Origin of the sequence: Okeania hirsuta, from assembly GCF_003838195.1 — a bacterium.
In the GTDB taxonomy this organism is placed as follows: Bacteria; Cyanobacteriota; Cyanobacteriia; order Cyanobacteriales; family Microcoleaceae; genus Okeania; species Okeania hirsuta.
Genome location: NZ_RCBY01000028.1, coordinates 12,986 through 31,421 on the forward strand (window position 1 = coordinate 12,986; position 18,436 = coordinate 31,421).

The 18,436-nt window shown below is 33.2% G+C and carries 16 protein-coding genes and 1 pseudogene; 9 read left to right on the forward strand and 8 right to left on the reverse strand.

The features are described from left to right. Positions 1-77 precede the first annotated feature (77 nt). Positions 78-1,073 carry a hypothetical protein gene (locus tag D5R40_RS07285; protein WP_124144918.1) on the forward strand — a complete coding sequence of 332 codons (996 nt, stop codon included), beginning with the start codon at positions 78-80 and terminating at the stop codon, positions 1,071-1,073. Positions 1,074-1,380: 307 nt separating this feature from the next. Here the strand turns inward: D5R40_RS07285 and D5R40_RS07290 are convergent, their stop codons facing one another. From D5R40_RS07290 to D5R40_RS07300, 3 genes are read right to left on the reverse strand one after another with little or no spacing between them, the layout of a single operon-like run. Beyond that, on the reverse strand, positions 1,381-2,010 hold the full coding sequence (locus tag D5R40_RS07290; RefSeq protein WP_124144919.1) for an ABC transporter ATP-binding protein: 630 nt from the start codon (positions 2,008-2,010) through the stop codon (positions 1,381-1,383). A gap of 19 nt (positions 2,011-2,029) precedes the next feature. Then, entirely contained in the window at positions 2,030-2,638 is a 609-nt protein-coding gene (locus tag D5R40_RS07295; protein ID WP_124144920.1) for a type II toxin-antitoxin system PemK/MazF family toxin, read from the reverse strand. A 1-nt stretch (position 2,639) separates the two neighbouring features. Continuing rightward, entirely contained in the window at positions 2,640-3,119 is a 480-nt protein-coding gene (locus D5R40_RS07300) for a type II toxin-antitoxin system antitoxin SocA domain-containing protein (RefSeq protein WP_124144921.1), read from the reverse strand. A 276-nt stretch (positions 3,120-3,395) separates the two neighbouring features. Between D5R40_RS07300 and D5R40_RS07305 the strand changes: the two genes are divergently transcribed. From D5R40_RS07305 to D5R40_RS07340, 8 genes and pseudogenes are all read left to right on the forward strand, one after another. After that, entirely contained in the window at positions 3,396-4,361 is a 966-nt protein-coding gene (locus D5R40_RS07305; protein ID WP_240038948.1) for a Sll0314/Alr1548 family TPR repeat-containing protein, read from the forward strand. A 291-nt stretch (positions 4,362-4,652) separates the two neighbouring features. Next, entirely contained in the window at positions 4,653-5,105 is a 453-nt protein-coding gene (locus D5R40_RS07310; protein ID WP_124144923.1) for a DUF3531 family protein, read from the forward strand. A 425-nt stretch (positions 5,106-5,530) separates the two neighbouring features. Next, positions 5,531-5,962, forward strand: coding sequence for an NUDIX hydrolase (locus D5R40_RS07315; protein ID WP_124144924.1), 432 nt, complete (start codon positions 5,531-5,533; stop codon positions 5,960-5,962). Further along, positions 5,955-6,095 carry an AtzH-like domain-containing protein gene (locus D5R40_RS07320; protein WP_205127358.1) on the forward strand — a complete coding sequence of 47 codons (141 nt, stop codon included), beginning with the start codon at positions 5,955-5,957 and terminating at the stop codon, positions 6,093-6,095. The genes D5R40_RS07315 and D5R40_RS07320 overlap by 8 nt, the downstream gene beginning before the upstream one ends. A 207-nt stretch (positions 6,096-6,302) precedes the next feature. Further along, positions 6,303-6,635, forward strand: a pseudogene (gene hpxZ, locus D5R40_RS37510) (oxalurate catabolism protein HpxZ). 37 nt (positions 6,636-6,672) lie between these two features. After that, complete coding sequence (locus D5R40_RS07330; protein WP_124144925.1) at positions 6,673-7,266, forward strand: tetratricopeptide repeat protein; 594 nt, start codon at positions 6,673-6,675, stop codon at positions 7,264-7,266. Between the two features lie 96 nt (positions 7,267-7,362). Further along, positions 7,363-7,545 (forward strand): hypothetical protein, encoded by a 183-nt coding sequence (locus tag D5R40_RS07335; protein WP_124144926.1) that lies wholly within the window; start codon positions 7,363-7,365, stop codon positions 7,543-7,545. Between the two features lie 168 nt (positions 7,546-7,713). Continuing rightward, on the forward strand, positions 7,714-7,995 hold the full coding sequence (locus D5R40_RS07340) for a DUF3288 family protein (RefSeq protein WP_124144927.1): 282 nt from the start codon (positions 7,714-7,716) through the stop codon (positions 7,993-7,995). A 454-nt stretch (positions 7,996-8,449) separates the two neighbouring features. Here D5R40_RS07340 and D5R40_RS34780 read toward each other — a convergent pair whose 3' ends face one another. From D5R40_RS34780 to D5R40_RS07355, 5 genes are all read right to left on the reverse strand, one after another. Further along, positions 8,450-8,620, reverse strand: a complete 171-nt coding sequence (locus tag D5R40_RS34780; protein WP_161564517.1) for a hypothetical protein — start codon at positions 8,618-8,620, stop codon at positions 8,450-8,452. Between the two features lie 78 nt (positions 8,621-8,698). Beyond that, the gene (locus tag D5R40_RS34785; protein ID WP_161564949.1) at positions 8,699-8,854 is read right to left on the reverse strand and encodes a hypothetical protein; all 156 of its coding nucleotides are present in this window, start codon (positions 8,852-8,854) and stop codon (positions 8,699-8,701) included. 448 nt (positions 8,855-9,302) lie between these two features. Continuing rightward, positions 9,303-9,743 carry a hypothetical protein gene (locus tag D5R40_RS07345; RefSeq protein WP_124154432.1) on the reverse strand — a complete coding sequence of 147 codons (441 nt, stop codon included), beginning with the start codon at positions 9,741-9,743 and terminating at the stop codon, positions 9,303-9,305. Between the two features lie 30 nt (positions 9,744-9,773). Next, positions 9,774-10,022, reverse strand: coding sequence for a methyltransferase domain-containing protein (locus D5R40_RS07350; protein WP_124154433.1), 249 nt, complete (start codon positions 10,020-10,022; stop codon positions 9,774-9,776). A 796-nt stretch (positions 10,023-10,818) separates the two neighbouring features. After that, on the reverse strand, positions 10,819-18,315 hold the full coding sequence (locus tag D5R40_RS07355; RefSeq protein WP_124154434.1) for a methyltransferase domain-containing protein: 7,497 nt from the start codon (positions 18,313-18,315) through the stop codon (positions 10,819-10,821). Positions 18,316-18,436 lie beyond the last annotated feature (121 nt).

Consider the following 18,436-nt stretch of genomic DNA (forward strand, 5'->3'; position numbering starts at 1 on the left):
AGAACTAAAATTTATGATATAGCAGTAACAGTAATAAGTAGAGTTTTTCTAGATAAAAAAATTAAAAGAGAGGCAAATTGAATCAAGTATACCTTCAATTTTTACGGGATAAACTTCAAAGAAGGTTTGAGCAACTTAGCAATTCTAAACACCATAGTTTCCATAACTATCTAATTATGTTTTGGGATTTTATCCAATCCCCACCATTTAAAAGTATTCTTGAATATTTAGCTTATTTATATCCTGAACAAGAAACAAAAGCTAAAAGTCTTATTAAGAATGAGTTATCAGTGAGTAAATCCTGGAGTCAAACGTATAAGCAGCATTATAGTTTAACTTATTTTCTAATTAAAAAATGTGTTGAATTTGAGGATGATAGAAGGACTCTTTATATTGGCGAAATTTACTACAAATATGAGCTTTCCAAGCCCTCAGATAATACATCTGTGATTAATGCTTTTATCTCAAATGTTGTTAGACCAGTATACGAATATATTGATGAATCTTTAGAAGAAAACATAGTAATTTCATATTTTCTAGTTCGTTATAAACATCGTTCTGAATGTTTCCAAAGAAAAAACTTAGAGAACCTCTATAAAGAAGACACTAAAAAAGGAGAGAAAAATCTTTGTTTAAATTTGTACGAATATTTATTTGAGCAAGGAATAGAGTTTTCAATAGAACCCTGGTCAATTTCTGGAAAAGCTGACTTAGTATTAGCTCAAAGTTCCGATCATCCTTTAATAGCTGATGCGAAAATATTTGATGGAGATAGCAGAAATATATCTTATTTGTTGAAAGGTTTCAGACAAATTTATCAATATACTCTTGATTACAATCATCAACCTTTTGGCTATTTGATAATATTCAAAATATGTGAAGGAGATTTAAAGTTTGAGGTGGCTCAAAATAATCAATTAGTACCTTGTGTAGTTCACAATAACAAGACAATCTTCTTTTTGACAATTGATATTTATCCACATGAAAAAAGCGCTTCTGAGAGAGGAAAACTTAAATCTTATATTATTAAAGAATCAGATTTAATTCAAGGCATGGAAACTGAGGAAAAGTAATAATAAATACTATTATATAGGAGTGATTTTTGACTGTTTTGAGTGAGCGATCGCCTCTTTATCACTTTTAAATTTTCTCTAAGTTTCAGTAGATATCTATAAATAAAAAAAGACTAGCTCCATTAACTTCTGAATTCTAAATTATGAATTCTAAATTCTAAATTATTGTAGCGATCGCCTCTTTATCGCTTTTATCTAAATTTCAGGAGACATCTATATAATAAAAAACCAGCTCAATTAACTTATAAATTCTCAATTCCCAATTCTAAATTCTGAATTCTCAATTCCCAATTCTAAATTCTGAATTCTAAATTCTACATTCCAAGTTTCCCTTATTTAAAGTCCAACATTTATCTGCTATGGGTAAAAGGTCACTAGCATCATGGGTGACAACCAATAAACTCCAATGATTTTTCAATTTAGCCAATAAATTTACAAGTTGTTTTCGCATTGACCAATCTAATCCTGCAGTTGGTTCGTCTAACATTAATAGATGAGGTTGCCTAATTAGTTGTACTGCTAAAGCGAGGCGACGTTGCTGACCTCCACTTAAAGCATGAGGTGATGTACTTAATAATAGGTCCTGAAGTCCTACTTCTTCCAGAGCAGAAGATATTTGTTCTGGCCGTATCTCTGGATGGCCTAATCGTAATTCTTCGAGAATAGTAGCACCGCAAAAATGTCTCTCTGGAAATTGAAATACTAAACCACCGAGTTGTTGTAGGTGTTCGGAGGTTAATTTTTGGTCTCGCCAGCAAATTTCTCCTTTGGAACATTCAGCTAAACCAGCTAATATTTCTAGTAATGTAGTTTTGCCGGAACCGCTACGACCGATAATTAGTCCCATTTGTTGAGGTGCTAGCTCCAGATTTATATTTTTGAGAATAGGGGTGGTACTAGCTGCTGGATGATAGTGTAGGTTTTTGAGATATAGCATTTATATATTTTAACGGTAATTAGGAACTAAATTCATCTATCAATTCCCCTAAAATCGAGTCTCTTTCATCTTCTGGTATTTTGTACATTATTTCTCTCAAACGTTCAAGAGAAGCATTTTTAGTAAACCAATCATCTGGTTCTAAATCAAAAAGGTATTTTAGACGTTTTCCAATGGCTTCTCTATCTGATTTGTCTAGTTGTCCAATTCGCTCTTTCCATTTTCCTTCTGAGTTCTTAAAGTGATTAGCATCAATAGTACATATCTGATGAACAAGAGCAAAAGATTGTTTGTCTAGACAATTTTTAGTGGTTGGGTTAATTGGATAAGTTGTTGGTAGACCTTTATATGTCTCTTGAGAAGTTAAAGGAATAGCATTAAAAGTTTCTATATACCCAGACTCATCTGAAAATTTGTTACTTGTCAAAACAATATAGGGATGTTCACCTCTTAAAACTCTGCTAGGATTAACTTTCTGTGTGCAAGATGAGTGCTGGCATTCAACATAATCTAGAGGTTCTATATTATATAAATAAGCATGGTTTGATTTGCAAGTCAAATAAACTTTTTGGGGATTAATAAAATAAATCCAACCTTTTCTAGGTTTTTGGTTTTTTTGTTCAACCACTCTAAACCCCTAACTCCTCATTTAGCTTTTCTCTTTCTTTTTGCAAGTTAAGTTTAACTTTTTCTTCGGGTTTATGAGTACCTTTCACCGCTACCATTGGAGCAGTTTCATAAACATATTTTAGTAATTGATCGAGTTTATCTGAACCTGCCCATTCTCTCCTAATATTATCTAGTATTAACATTAGACTTTTAGGTAACTTTAAATCCTCTGTTTTTCCTGCTTCAGCACCAGGTTTAATAAATTTTACCTGTCCTTCTGATTCTTGACAAATCTCTTTACTATTCATGCGCTCTAGAGCCATATCTATATCTTCGTGCCACGGGCCGTGGTTATAAAAATACCAATCTAATTTAGTTAGTTGTTTTCCTGTCCACTTTACGGAGTAAAGATCCGCAAGATATAAGAACTTAACTAGCTGTGTTTTTGTAATATGTCCTTTTGTTTCATAAACAAAATACTTGATGAGTTTTTCTAGCATTGTTTTTATCTATTCTATAATATTTTAAGTTTAAAAAAGTTTCAGATGATTATGCTTAATCTATTTATTATCCTTGATTTTGCTGAAAAGGTCAACATTAAACCCATATCATAATTAAAAGGTTAAAATATGACCAAAAATTTTAATTTAACTTCTACTTACTTATAATATAAGTTAAGGTCTAACACAAAAAATTACAAAGTCTACAAAAAAATTTTAGTCTCAAAATAATTTATGCTAAAAATATTATTTAATTGGTGTCAAAAAAAATCAGTATTGAAACAAATTTCAGTTTTTTATAGCGCAACTTTCATCGGTTTAAATCTATTAGTAAATCCAGCAATTGGAGACCCATTTCGCAAAAAAAATCCTATTGAAATAGGAGAAAAAACTGAAGCAGCTTTTAAAGCGATGTTTGAGGAAGGAGATTATAAACAAGCAAAAGATTATCTTAAAATAGCTGAATCAGAAGAGATAAGTGAGCCACTTGTTTATGCAATGATATCTTCCTTACATTACTTAGATGAAAATTGGGAATCGTTAAAATTGTATGCCCAGAAAACTACTGAAGTAGCAGAAAATTTAATTACAATTAATCCAGTTCGCGGTAATATTTATGCTGCAACTGGTCAATTTTTAGAAGGTGCTTATATTATATCTACTGAAGGTACATTAAAAGGCGCTCCAAAAGCTCTGGAGAAACTTCGGAAAGCCTTGAGTCATTTTGAAACAGCAGAGAGAATAAATTCATCAGATCCAGAGTTAAATTTGCTCAAAGGATATATGGATTTAATGTTGGCTGTTAATTTACCATTTTCTGACCCGGAAAAGGCAATAAAAACATTGCAAGATAAAGCTTATCCTCATCATTTAGCTTATCGAGGAGTGGCAGTAGCTTATCGAGATTTAGACAAGCTTGAAAAAGCTTTGGAATATGTGGATAAAGTTTTGTTAGAAGTTCCAGATAATCCTGAAGTACATTATCTAAAAGCACAAATTCTAGTTGCTCAAGCTAGAGATAAAGATAATGATTTATCAATGAGAAAAAAAGCTAGGGAAAACTTTGATATGGCTTTGGAAAATTCAGATAAAATGCCAAGACGTTTGGTAGCACAAGTATTTTTTGAACAGTGTAAAAATATTAATAATATAGATGATGGTAAACGACCTTGTGACCCAATGCGAGATGCTATTAGGGATGGTTTAGGTACATGGGGACCAACAGAATTACCACTGCTTTAAAGTAGCATTTAGCAATTAGTAATCAGCACTCAGCAGTAGTGGAGCATTCCGGTACGGAAACGCTAAAAGCTAGTTAAATTGTTAATTCAAAAGTATAAATTTTCAACTAAATTATATTTTTTTCTATAACAATTCTTGGGGTAGTGGTGGATAAAATATCTGGGAATGAGAGAACAGATGTAAGGATTCATAGTTTTTTTATCCTGGTAATTTTTGATTATTTATACCCAGATTACTATATTGATAAATCGTTATAATTACTCTAAATAAAATCAGGTATGACAAACATTTATGGAAATACAATTTCGCGAATTTAATCCTTTTGATGTGTGGATTTGGTTAGAGTTTAGCACTGTTCCTTCAACGGCAGAAAAGCATTACATAGAGGAACTATTTGATTCCTGGTTTTTATTAGGAAAACTGGGTGGCTTTAATGCAGAAAATCTACAGGTTCAAGATGCAGGAATAGAGGTTAGTTATATGGAATATAGTCAGGAAGTTGCAGGTCAAAGTATGATGGCTGTTATGCACAATATGGGAGAAGTAGAATATCAAGGATTTTGGGGTCGTTGTTGGTTTGATTTGGGAACTAGCGATGCTTTAGCAATAGATATTTTGACTAACAGTTTTCAACGATTAAGTGAGGAGTTTGTCAAAATAGAAAAACTTATTATTGGGGGGCAAAATGAGGATTGGCCTGTGCCAGAAAATAACTATGAAATGGGTTTTTCTGATGATAATTGATTGTCAGTAGGTAGGCGTTAAAATTTATCGCTAGAGGAAGGCAGCAGGCAGAAGGGAAAAGGCTTATAAACTACTTTACTTTTTGTTACATACTTAATTTTTTTTGTGCCTACCTACTTAATTTATTTTTTTTCTATATTGTAAAAATTAAACCTGATTAAGCTTTTTTTACTGACAAAAAAATTAGGTTTCAACCTTCCCCTTTTAAGGGGATAAAAAGCGGTCGATATTCGGAGCTGGATGGCGTTACGGAGCGGCTCTGTCAAGAGCGGGTTTCCTCGCCATATCCAATCGACCAAGAGAAAGAAAATTCAGTATTTCAAGCCCCCTAATGAAGTAGGAGGTACTGTTAAATGTTAACGGCTAACTGATAACTGAATTGACTTGTATTTCCCAATTAACTTTGATATTTATGTGAGAAAATTATGAGTAAGAAGAATCAAATAAGGGTCTTAGCTTTGGGTTTAATTAGAGATGACGATCACTTGTTTATTTCTCAAGGTTATGACTCTATAAAACAGGAAAGTTTCTATCGAGTTATGGGTGGGGGCGTTGATTTTGGAGAGTATAGTCGTGATGCTTTACAGAGAGAGTTTCAAGAGGAGATTGAAGCTGAGTTGACTAATATTAAATATTTGGGATGTATGGAAAATATTTTTATGTTTAATGGAGAGGAAAGACATGAGTTAATTCAATTATATAAATGTGATTTTGCTGACCCAAAGTTTTATCAAATAGAGGAGTTAACTTTTTGGGAGAAGGAACGAAAAAAAACGGCACTTTGGGTTTCGATAGATAGATTTAAGTCTGGAGAATTGAAAATAGTTCCAGAAAATTTTTTAGAATACTGTGATTAGGAGAATAATTAAAATGGAGATTAATATTCCAGATGTCGTGGCAGAGGTAACAGGAGGATTTGAGCAATATGAAGTTGCTTTGATTAGTAATAATGTGAATGTTTTAGCCCACATTCCGTACTTCAACATGTAGTATAAAAATCAGGAAGACCGAGTCAGGAAGACCGAGTCAGGAGAAAAAAATAGTGGTTAATAGGAGTAAATAATTAAGTATTTATACTTAATATTTTCCTGAGAATTTGACTTTGAGAAAGGTCAATGAATAGGATCTATATAGTATAAATACTGATCGATCCTCCGATTTTTATACTACTTTTAATGTTACAATTTGACGTGCGGAATGCGAGTTTTAGATGAATTATTTTGGCATATTCCCCAGACTATGCGTTATGGAGTAAATGAAAATCTCTATGGATATGAGGCAATATCAGCTTTTAGAAAAGCGCGTGGAAAAGTTAATTTAGAGTGAGTATTAATGAATATTGTTATTACAACTTATGGTCAAGATTTTGCTACAGCAAATACTGAATTTCAGCGTCAAAAAACTGGAAAAATGGGTAGGCAAAGTCAAACTTGGATGTGTACTTCTGTTGGTTGGCGAGTTGTGAGCGCTCATGTTTATTTCTTATCAGGAAGGGAGAAGGGAGAAGGAAGAGGAAGGAGGAAGAAATAAAGGGGAAAAATTAGTTGAGATCAGTAGCTTTTAGAAGATGAATCAAAATTTACAAGATAAAAAAACTTTTCAACAAAATAATAAATCTCAAAATTATACTGAATTAAGTCAAGTAAAAAATGATTATTCAGAGTTATGGAAATATGAACAAGATGATGTTGATACTATTAATAAGTTAGCTGAGATTTATTATAATCAGGGAAATTTTACTGAAGCGATCGCTGTTTGTCAGAAAGTATTAAAAGAACAAGCAAATTTTGCTCCAGTCTACAAAACTTTGGGAAACATCCTACAAGCACAAAATAAAATAGATGCTGCTCTTCGTGCTTATTCATTGGCAATAAAAATCAATCCAAATTTTATTGAAGCGATTGTCAATTTGGCGAGTATGTTTTATAAAAAAGGGCAAATTGATGCAGCAATGATTAATTATAGAAAAGCAATTAAAATGAAACCCGATCTAGCAGAAGCTTATTGGAATTTAGGCAAAGTTTTGGAGCAAGAGGGCAGATTTTACGAAGCATTTTTTTTTCAAGAAAAAGCTTTAGAACTTCAGCCTAGTTTAGTTAATAATACTCAAAATAATCATCAAGATAGTCATTTTCAAAAGTGGAATAATATAGAGAGTTAAATCAGTTATCAGTTATCAGCAATTAATAATTAAAAATTACTGCTAGGCTTAAGATAGGGTAGTTCGGCAGTAATTTTTTATCTATAGCAATATGAAATGATTCGTCAAAAAAAACTGTTGAAGAAGGAGACAGGAGACAGGAGACAACCCACCCCCAACCCCTCCCAGGAGGGGAATACAGGAGACAGGAGACAGGAGGAAAATTACTTGGGGTTAGAATCCCCATGTAATTTTGAACACCGTGTAGACGGTGGGGTATTAAACCCACAAAGAAAATGATGAAATTTTACAACCTATTTAGAATTACTATATCTCAATTTCTCATTTGCTTCAACCTTTTTTCTTTCTTCCTTCTTCCTTCCTTAGTCAGAAAAAAGTAGTTTTGCGAAATTACTTTAACTCTTAGTTCCTTATTTCCTTTTTCTTTCTTCCTTCTTCCTTATTTTTATGAAATCAGAAGAACAACAGCATCCCCAATATCATAAAGATAGACTAATAGTTAACACCCTATTAGCAGAAAAAGATACTGCCTATAACTTAGCAGAATTAGCAAGACTAAAAATTCGTTATCGAGGTTTTCCTGGGGCAAAAGATATTCAGGAAGACTTAGATAAAGTATTGGCAAAGTGGGAACTAACTGAAGAAAAGCTCTATGAAAAAACTCGTGAAATTCATCGCAAAGGTCAGGTTTATAAAAAACACAATAACGACCAAGAAGATTGGTTTTAGAAATTTTTTATAATTATTTAATAGAGTGGTTAAATAAGGTAATAAGCAGTAGGTCTGGTTAGCAATGGAAGTAGAGGTTCGTGAGATTATTGCTGTTTATATGGACTCACGGGATTGAGAAGTCACTAGGCATTTGTAGCAGTCCTTACCTGCTGTAGGTCGTCAATTTGCCTTTCGCTCCGCGACATTAAACGTGTAAATAATGTGTAGTCCGTTACTGTGGACGCTACATTTATAGAGTTTTTGCAGATAATATCAAATCCGGTTAATTGCACATAAAAAAATTCTCCAATCGTCATAACTACGCTTATCTTTGTAATTCTCTTTCCTCCTGACTCCTGACTCCTGACTCCTGACTCCTCCTGAGTTAACCATTCTATAACTGTTTAACCGGACTTGATATAATTTGGCATTCCACTATACCTAAAGTATAATTAATATGAAATACAAAAAATTATGCTACAAATAAAGCATCAGATAAAGCTTCTAAAATCAAGTCCCATCCGGTCACAGATATAATAGTTTTTGGGGTTAATTCTAGTAAGATTTTAGATAATCGCTTTCTGAAAATATCGAGATTTTCAAACAGTTCCCACTTGAATTTTTTTTGAATTTCTTTCCACAATCTTTCAATGGGATTGACTTGTGGAGTGTAAGGAGGTTGAAATAAGGAGTGTAAGGAGGTTGAAATAAAAGGATGACATTATTGGGAATTAGGCGATCCATCTACAATGCCGTAATCTGCAAGTCTTACCTGTGAATAGTCTTGGATAGATTCGATTGCTTTTGTTACTAAATCACCAGCAGGTTCGAGAGAAGGTTTTGCTCCAATTGTGTTGAATGAGTAGTTAGATGTCATATAAATTTCCATGTCATATCCTCTCTAATGATGATTATTTGCAACCTGATTTTTAGCTAATTCATCCTCAATAAACTCAGAAGTTTTACTTCCAACTTTTGGTTGTTTATCTACGTTCTGAAATTATAGTAGTTTAACTTAAAAATGAGACGTTTTTTCGTCTGAAACTCCCTCATAGCAAGAAAGCTTTGTCTCAATCTAAAGTTAAATGACTATAGTGTTGATATGATTCAGGTATTTCATAATGCCAAAAATTACAATAGCATATTTTGGACATCCAAATTGAAAATTTAGACCGCTTAGGTATAAATCAATACAGTTCAGTTAAGGATTTTTTTTGGCAGTTCTGTAATCTCAAGAGCTACTCTAATAGTTCCATACCTTATGAGTTTTATCCCTATTCCCTACTCCCTATTTCCTACTGCCTAAAATTTAATGATTATCTGTTTCATTTTTTACAATAAACATGAAACTTTTGGCTTTCATGGATACTAACAAAACTAAATCCAGCTTGTTCCATAATTTCTTCTTTTTTCCATTGCTTAATGTAATTCAAATTAAGTTTTTGTTGAGCTAATATTTCTCCGTCTTTCTTAAAGAAATAACTTTTCTCAATGGATTCAATTTCATCATTTTCCCCAATTTTTTCTATCTCCTGAGAATAAACAATTCCTGTCGGGAGATTTTTTTGATAATTTTTATGTTCTCCCTGAATACTCAACAGTAATAACCCTTCTTGACACAGGTGTTTAGCAACATTAGTTAGTCCCTTAATATCTTGAGGAATCTCATTTGTATGATTTCCTAGATCACTCTTATCTCCTCGTTGGTTTATTACCCAAACCCCTCCACTAGAAACAGCAATATCAAAGGTTTCTTCGAGGTCCATAATATAGACATCTGCTTCTATTAATTTTCCCTATTCTCCCAATCTTTTTCTGGCAATATCGAGCATTGATGAGGTAATATCTACTCCTGTAAATTCAGCTTCAGGAGCAAGTACTTTTAATTTTTCTGCTAATAGTCCTGTTCCTACACCTAATTCAAGTATTTTTTTGTGACCATCTTTGATGAAAGAATTGACTGCAATAGCCATTCCTTCATAGTCATAATAACCTTGGGTCATTAAAAGATCGTAATAATCAGTAATGCCAGTATATTCACTCATGGTTAATTTTCCTGAAGAAATTGTTTTTTGATAACTAAGTTACTTTTAAGTGATTATATTATCATAATTTGAGTGAAAAACCATGATTAATAAAATTAGGTTTTTTTGAATTACAGTAGTATCAAATTTTTTTCTGGCATTGCATATTTACGAAATGATTTAGGAATTTTGAATGCCTGGATTTTAAATTGTTGGAGTTCCTTATGATATTGAATTTTTGCTTGAATAGGGAGTTATACCAAGGGTCATTTCAGTTATCAGTTATCAGTTATCAGTTATCAGTTACCAGTTAGCCTCCTATCGGAGGAACTTTCCTATCGGAATGCTACGCAAACGTTAACAGTACCTCTGGAATAAGGAAGCAAGAAAATACGCAATTCTCTTTTTTTTATCCCCTTAAAAGGGGAGACTTTAGACCACAATTTATCGGTAAAAAAGAATGCTTGTGTGAGGTAAAACTTCAATTATTAAGTAGGGTTTGCTGATTAAATCTTAAATAATTACCAGATAAAGGTTTTAGCCTTTTTAGGTATTGAAAAAGTACATGGTTTTCAGCTCTTCATGCTCAAAAAGTTAGCATTTTTAGCAAGAGTTGGGCAAAAAAATTATCCCCTACTCCCCCGCTCCCCTACTCTTTAAAAAAGACTTTTTCAGCAAACCCTAAGTAATTAATACAGGGGCAATGACATTTTTGATAATTATTAGCTAGTTAATATTAATTATTCTCTTATATTTACTTCTCCCGTACTTCCCCACTCCCCTACTCCTCCGCTCCCCTACTCCCCTACTCCCTTATTCAACTATTTCCTACAAATTTTTGATAATCTTCTAGTAACCAATGAGGCAATTTAGTTATATCTTCGATTCGTAATTGTTCAGAACGACAATATAACATTGCTGCTAATAAATAATTTATAGCTTTCGGCGCTTCTATTCCTTGAGAAAGTTGAGCAGCTAACTGTCGTAAAAATTCTTGTTCGCTTTCTATTAAAGATTCATTTTGAATTTTGCTACTGAGTAATGCTTGATAACCTTTACCCATTTCACCCAAGTAAAAAGTTTCTAGTTTTTGCACTTCTAAATTTATCCAAAAATCAGCCATTTGTTTTCTGATTTGACGCAACTCTTGAACCACAGATTCATCAGATGGATCGATATAGTAAAGATTCACACTTCCCAATAATTGATTGATAAATTTTTGCTGTGAAATGTCTAAATTATTTGTTTGATTTGCTGTTAAAACTACATTTTTTTCTGGTCTAACTTCAGCAGTTGTGACTGAATAATTTTCTGATAGATGAGGCGATTTAGATTTAAAAGCTTTTTCCAACTTATGGGCAACTTCTCGACTTTCAAATATCTGTTTATAATCTTCTATCAACCACTGAGGTAAACGATTTTTAGCATCTCTGACTAACATTTTGCTTGGAGGAAAATATAACATTGCCCCTAAAAATGTATTGATAGCTTTTGGATTAGTTAAACCCATACTTGTCTCAGCTAATTCTTTGAGAAATTTCTGTTCATCTTCGGTTTGAGGTTCGTTTTGAATTCCACTTTTTAATAAAGCTTGATATGCTTGTCTAATTTTGCCTTGATAAGTAGTTTCTAATTCTTTGGGAGCTACAGCTAACCAAAAATCAGCTATTTGTTTACGAATTTGACGTAATTCTTCTATTAAAGATTGGTCAGTAGGATCGATTTCGTAGAGATTCACACAACCAATCAAACGATTGATAAATTCAGAAGTTAAAGAATTTTTATCTGTAGATTCTATAGTTTTTGGCGCGTGAATATTTTGCCATTCTTGGAATAATTCTTGAAATAATTTACCTATCTGTGTAGAGTAACTAAGACTGTCTAAAAATGAAGGGTTTTGCTCAATTTTTTCCAGAATTTCTTGCCGCTTTTGTTGACGTAACTGAGGATTAGTTGCTAGTTTCACTACTAAATTAATATAACTCTCTTCCCCATCAGCAATAAGATCGTCCATCTTTATCTCTCTCAGTAATGCTGATGCTTGTCGAAACCTTAAAGCATTTCCTTCAACAACTACTGGTGGAACTCCGACCATGAGTGGATCGACCAGAGAGGTTGCACCACCGTAAGGGAAAGAGTCTAAATAAATATCCGCTAATTTCAAACATTCTTTGATATCTGCTTGACTTGGTAATGCTTTAATTACGACCAAGCGCTTACTGTCGATACCATGACGTTTCAAAACAGACCGCATCTGTTTGATAAAAGGGGCAAATCGATAAGAATTAGTCCAGTTAGGATTAAAAGGATACAAGACTAAAATGGAATTGGGCACTTTTGCTAGGATTTTGGCCCAAGTATCCCGCATCTCCGGTATAATTTTGTAGAAATTAGCCCCAGAAATAAATATGGTGGTTTGGTCGGTTGCCCCCCAACTAGAGCGAATTGGTTTTACTCCTGAGGGAGGGTCGGCGATCGCGTATCGGAAACATAGTCCGGAACCTTCTAGGTTGGCCAGTTTTTCTGTGTAATGTTCTTGGGTTGTATCTGTTGGTGCAGTAATTTTACCGGAGATATAGTAGTCTATGGAGTGCATCCCGGTGGTAGTGGGAGAATTGATGGATGTAATTTGTATTCTGGCCAGTTTGTGTATTGCCAGCAAGGTAGAATTTTTGATAGTAGCAGTAATATTAGAGCCAATAAATAGAATATCAAGGTCGTCGTTGCGAATAATTTGTGCTTGATTTTTCAATTCTTCTGGTAGTTGTAGAAATTTATCTGCGTGAGTTTGGCAATATTTTTCTAAGGGATGTGCGTTAGATTTTACTGCATAAAGAAATATCTCAAATTTACTCCGGTCTAAATGTTCAAATACTGGGAGTAAGGAATATGTTTCTGTTTGGGGAGAATAATGATCTTTGAGAATTCCTAAGCGAATTTTTTGGCGGTTAAATGGGCGGTCGTTCATCTGATAATCTAACTCTAACCCACGATTTTGTAGAGCAAATTCTATAATTTCTGCACGCTTGATGTAGAGATTTTTTAAATTGGGCGTAGTAGTAAAATATAGAGGAATCCAATTAGAATTTTGCACAAAAAACCAGGCGATCGCTTGCCATAATTCTGAGTCTGGATTTGTGGATATATTATTATGTACATAATTCAACCATCCTGCTAGAAAATGATGATAATTATCTGCTTCTCCTATTTCTTGAAAAAGTTGGGGAGAGGCAAACATAAATTTTAAATAATCTGTAGCAAACCAGTTAGGAATGGGAGCTTTTTCGTATTTAATTTCTAGTCGATCTGCTCTTTGATAAAGCATTCCTGCCAATAAATATTGAATGGCTAAAGGTTGGTTAAATCCTTTGGCAATATTAGCTTTTATTTTGTCTACAAATATTTGTTCTATTTCAGTTAAAGTTTCGTCTTTAATACCACTTGCTAATAATGCTTTATGTGCTTGACCAAATTCTCCCAAGTAAATATTTTTGAGTTCTTCCGAAGTTTGAATATTCAGCCAGTATTCTGCAATTTTTTTTCTGATTTCTTGCAATCTAACTAATGCTGATTCATCCAACTGGTTTTGCTGATAAAGCTGAATATTCTGATTTATTTCTGTCAGAGATGGTAATAAATTAGTTTTAACAGTAGGAACAACTTTTTGTTGTTCTATAGACTGAGGTTTTGGAGAATTGACTGACTGATTTGGTGTCTTAATTAAATCTGTTTCCCCACTGACCAAAACAGAGATAAGTAAATTAACTACAGAAGGAGATTGACTACATTTAAGACCTTCACGAATTTGAGCGATCGCTCCATTAGTATTTCCTCCTTTCAACATAGAAGCAGCCATTTTTATTGCTTCAATTGCATAATGTTCCCTAGCTTGATTAGATAAATTTTCTGCCATTTTTGTTGGTAAATAAGTTTGAGTAATTTCTATAGCTTTCCGAGCATTTTCTATATTACCGCCAGACTGCATTAAGCGGGAAGTTTCCGAGGAGGAATGTAAACGGAAACAAGCCAAAATTTCCGGTTCAAACCAAATAGGATAAAAAGCAGTTATTCGCTTCCAAATTTCCCAATCAGCCGCCGAATCTGCCTGGGAACAAAAACCTCCTAAATTTTCATAAACCTTACGTTTTACTACCATCCCCACTACCTGAATTCGTTGTTCAATAGTAATTTTTTCTAAGAAATTTTCTATAATACCTGGAGTTTTTCTTTCCAACACAGACAAATACTTTTTCTGGTCATATTCATCTATATAATAGTGGCGACAAAATGCTGCTCCTACTGTTGGATTTTTTTCAATTCCTTGGCGTAATTTTTCATAAAAACCAGGCAATACAAAATCATCATCATGGAGTAGATGAATCCAGTATCCTTTTGCTCTTTGTAGACAGACATTAAAAATCGGAGCTTGACCAATATCTTGTGGAAAATGTCGATAAAAATTAACTCTTTCTCCCCCTACCTTTCGGACAATTGCTTCTATTTCAGCTTGAATTTTATGGTCTGAACAATCATTTACAACTTCTATCTGCATTTCTTCTGGAGCAGGAGCTTGTTGCAATACACTCTTGAGAGTTTGCTCTAAATATTTGACCTTTTTATAAGTAGGAATCATCACAGACCAAAACGGTCGATGGTTATTATCTGGCAATGGATTAATTTCTGGATATTCAATACCCATTTGATTATTTTTGAGAGTAGCTATTTGAGGAATTTTTTCTACACCAACTTCTGCTTTTTGTTCTCGCCTTACCGTTGCCCAAATCCAAGGTTTAGCAGATTTTAAAGAAACTAAATTAAACCCCGCTGCCATTAATAAATCTTTTAATTTTTCTTCAGTATAAGCATTGCCAGAAAAATAATATTGTTGATCTTTTGCCCCTTCCTCATCAAAATTTCCTAAACTTTCAGCGCTGTGGTCATGTACTTTAATTCTCAAATATCCTCCCGGTTTCAAAACCCGAAATATTTCTCGGAAATAACTTTTGACAATAGAAATAGAACGGATGTGCTGAAAAACTATCGTCGAAAAAACAAAGTCGTAATTTTCATCAGCTAACTGTTGCAAATCATCGCCATTATTAATATATAGCTCTCCATTTTGTTTCCCATCAGCTAAATATTGTCGGGCAAACTGAATCATATTTTCCGAAATATCTACACCATCTACCCGTGCAAATTTTTCTCGCAAATACTTAATAAGATGACCAACACCACAACCGATTTCTAATACTTTCCACTCTGGTTTAACAGGGATACCTTCCAGAATTTGTGGCACCCAAATTTCCATTAACTCTTTCCTAACTTGCTTTTTTTCTTCTGGGGAAACTGTATCTGTTCCTTTGTAAGCTAACACTCGCTCAAACATAGCTTCATCTAAAGAATTAACCTTCCTAAAATAGCGTTGTATTTCTAACTGCCCGTGATTTATTTGAAATTGAGTTTTGTCTAAATTTTTCTGCTCTTCTATAGTAGATAATTTATTGACTTTAATCTGATTAAAAGTCTGGATAAATACATCAGTCATAATCTTAGCCATTTGAGACCAAGAAAACTTTTGAGCTTGTGCTAAACCAGCAGTTATTAATTGTTGCCGAACTTCTGATTTTTGCACTTCACCCAAAGCATTTACCAATCCATTAACATCATTATCATTAATATATAAAGCTGATCTTCCTGCCACTTCTGGAATTGAAGCATTTTTACAAGTAATAACTGGACAACCACAAGCCATTGCTTCTAAAATAGGCAGTCCAAAACCTTCATATTTTGATGGATAAACTAAAGCGATCGCTCCAGAGTAAGCCGATTTTAATTCTTGGTCACTCAGTTGTAATAAATTAATTTTACTACCGGAAATATATTTGCTTAATTCTGGCTCTACTTTTCTATTTCCCCCTATACAAACAATCTCAAATTCTGCGGATTTTTTGAATTTAGCAAAAGCTTGAAAGAATAACATAGTATTTTTATAACCTAGCCAACCTATTCTCTCACCTACTATCAAAAAGTATGGTCGATTAATCTGATATTTTTGTTTAAAATTAGCAACTTTTTGAGGAGTAGCTCTAGAAAATTTAGGTTCAATTCCACAATGAGCAACCTTGACAGAATTGGCAGATATTTGAGGAAAATATTTTACTAAATCACGAGCTGTATTTTCTGAAATTGAAATATAAGAAATTGCCTGTTTAATACTACGATGTTTTTCTTGCCATGAAGGGTTATCAAGATTTTTAGCTAAAACTTCTGGAATCATATCATAAGCCATAAATATAGATGGCGTTAAGATAGGTGTTGTGTAATAAGTAGAAATGAAAATATCAGCATTTTCTTCATCACATATTTGCTGCAAAATTTGACGGTCTGCATCTATTCTGCCGTAATTATATCCAGGGATAACACGATATTTTATGCCGGGAATTTTAGGTGCAGTTTTTGCTCTGTCAAGCACTAAAATATTTTTAGCAAAACTATCTTTTGACCATACTTCCAACAAAGACTTCCAGACACGGGCAATACCTGTATTATTTATTTGGAAAAATACACCATCAATAAGAACCTTGAAATCTAATAGCTGCCAATTTTTCGATTTTCTTTCGGCAATATTTTCAGAGTCTAACTCAGTTAACTGCTGCTGATTTTTTAGTTTCTTTTCTGTCACTTTTTCATAGTCTACCTCAGTTAAAGATTCTTTCCTTTTCTCAGGTTTATATCTACCTATCCTAAATATGCTGTGAAACTCGGAATTTGATAAACTTTTCTCTGTTAATAAGTGCAGAGATTCTCCATCCGAACATAAATTAAGTTTAAACTTTTGAGCAATTACAGATAATGCTTTTTTGTTAAATATAGAAATGTGTTGACCTTCTTCCAGAGCATAATACCACCAATCATTAGGACGAGGATTATCAGGTGGCAATAGCTTTGTACTAAATAAAATATTTCTAGTTTGTTGCAGTATCTTCTCAATTTCTGCCAGAGGATTTATGAAATGTTCAAATACTTCAAAAGCTGTGACTATTTCATATTTTTGTTCCCTATTTATTTCTCCTTCCCATCCTTGATAAAAAATATTTTGGCAATATTTATCATATCCATAAAAATCTAATCCTAAGTCACGCATCATCCGGACAAATAAACCATACCCACACCCATAATCTAGGAATTTATCATTGGCATTAAAGAAGTTGAGAATTAAATTTTCTGTAATCAAAGAAAAATTTTGATTTCTAGAAACCAAACCCACATCACTACTAGCAATTGCCTCTGTATAAGCTTCCCCTAACCAGTAAGGATTTTCCGTTTGTACAAAACCACAATTAGAACATTGAAAATAGTCAACATTATATTTATTTAAAACCTTAGCATTATCAAATTTGTGAGATATTGAACCACAAACTTTGCAATGAACATTTTGAATTTGTAAACCACCACTAAACATTGTTTTTTCTGTAAAATTGTCTGCTGGAATATTACGAATAATAGAGGGAGGATGAGTCAGAGGAAAAATCATTTCCTCCACAGACATATTGGCAAACTTATTAATACTTGAAGTGTGAGTAGCACCTTGACCAAAACCAATATTAGAAACTAAATTAACCTTGGGTAAAATAGTTAAACCATGATAATTCCAACAGGCAAATGTCCAAGCATAAGCCCAAGAATTAAACCCTTGATAATTCTTCTGAAAAATCTCCGACCAATATTGAACTGCCCTACTATTTTGTAGAATATTTTCTAACCACTTACTACCTCTAAGCTTCGACCATAATTGCATTTGATTATCATAATTTTTCCATGCTCTTCGCCAAGTTGCCCAACCCCAACAATGGGGATAGCGAGAGAAATAATAACTAGACTCTATTGGATTATTACCAAACTGAAAATTATCTCCAGATATAGCCATAATCCTCTCATCATTTCGATATCTTTCTAATAACTCTTCACAAAACCTAAAAAAAGTTAAATGAGGTACACAGTCATCCTCCAAAATAATTGCTGATTCTACCAAACTAAAAACCCAATTTAATCCATTATAAATACGCTCTCTACAACCTAAATTTTTCTCAGAATAATTAGTCAAAACTTCACAATTCCAATCAACCTGATCGATTATCTTTCTTGCTGCCATACACCTCTCAACTTCTCCATATCTATCGAGGCGAGGAGCATCAGCTATTACAAATAATTGAAGAGGCTTTACTTTACGAATTGCCTCAAATACTTTTGCCGTTGTATCTGGTCGATTAAATATAATTAAGACTACAGGAGTTGTTAATTTAAATTGAGTCATTTTTAGTTTAATAGGAAAGAGGCAAGAAGGAAGAAGGAAGAGGCAAGAAGGAAGAAGGAAGAAGGAAGAAAGTAGATAAGTCTACAGATAAATAAATTTAAACTAAAGATTTGTTTAAGAA

Excerpts from the sequence above, each read along its gene's own strand:
- D5R40_RS07315 (WP_124144924.1), top strand. The coding sequence starts at position 5,531 with ATGAGTAAGAAGAATCAAATAAGGGTCTTAGCTTTGGGTTTAATTAGA.
- D5R40_RS07350 (WP_124154433.1), bottom strand. The coding sequence starts at position 10,022 with ATGAGTGAATATACTGGCATTACTGATTATTACGATCTTTTAATGACC.
- D5R40_RS07310 (WP_124144923.1), top strand. The coding sequence starts at position 4,653 with ATGGAAATACAATTTCGCGAATTTAATCCTTTTGATGTGTGGATTTGG.
- D5R40_RS34785 (WP_161564949.1), bottom strand. The coding sequence starts at position 8,854 with ATGACATCTAACTACTCATTCAACACAATTGGAGCAAAACCTTCTCTC.
- D5R40_RS07290 (WP_124144919.1), bottom strand. The coding sequence starts at position 2,010 with ATGCTATATCTCAAAAACCTACACTATCATCCAGCAGCTAGTACCACC.
- D5R40_RS07330 (WP_124144925.1), top strand. The coding sequence starts at position 6,673 with ATGAATCAAAATTTACAAGATAAAAAAACTTTTCAACAAAATAATAAA.
- D5R40_RS07335 (WP_124144926.1), top strand. The coding sequence starts at position 7,363 with ATGATTCGTCAAAAAAAACTGTTGAAGAAGGAGACAGGAGACAGGAGA.
- D5R40_RS07340 (WP_124144927.1), top strand. The coding sequence starts at position 7,714 with ATGAAATCAGAAGAACAACAGCATCCCCAATATCATAAAGATAGACTA.
- D5R40_RS07355 (WP_124154434.1), bottom strand. The coding sequence starts at position 18,315 with ATGACTCAATTTAAATTAACAACTCCTGTAGTCTTAATTATATTTAAT.
- D5R40_RS07345 (WP_124154432.1), bottom strand. The coding sequence starts at position 9,743 with ATGGACCTCGAAGAAACCTTTGATATTGCTGTTTCTAGTGGAGGGGTT.
- D5R40_RS07300 (WP_124144921.1), bottom strand. The coding sequence starts at position 3,119 with ATGCTAGAAAAACTCATCAAGTATTTTGTTTATGAAACAAAAGGACAT.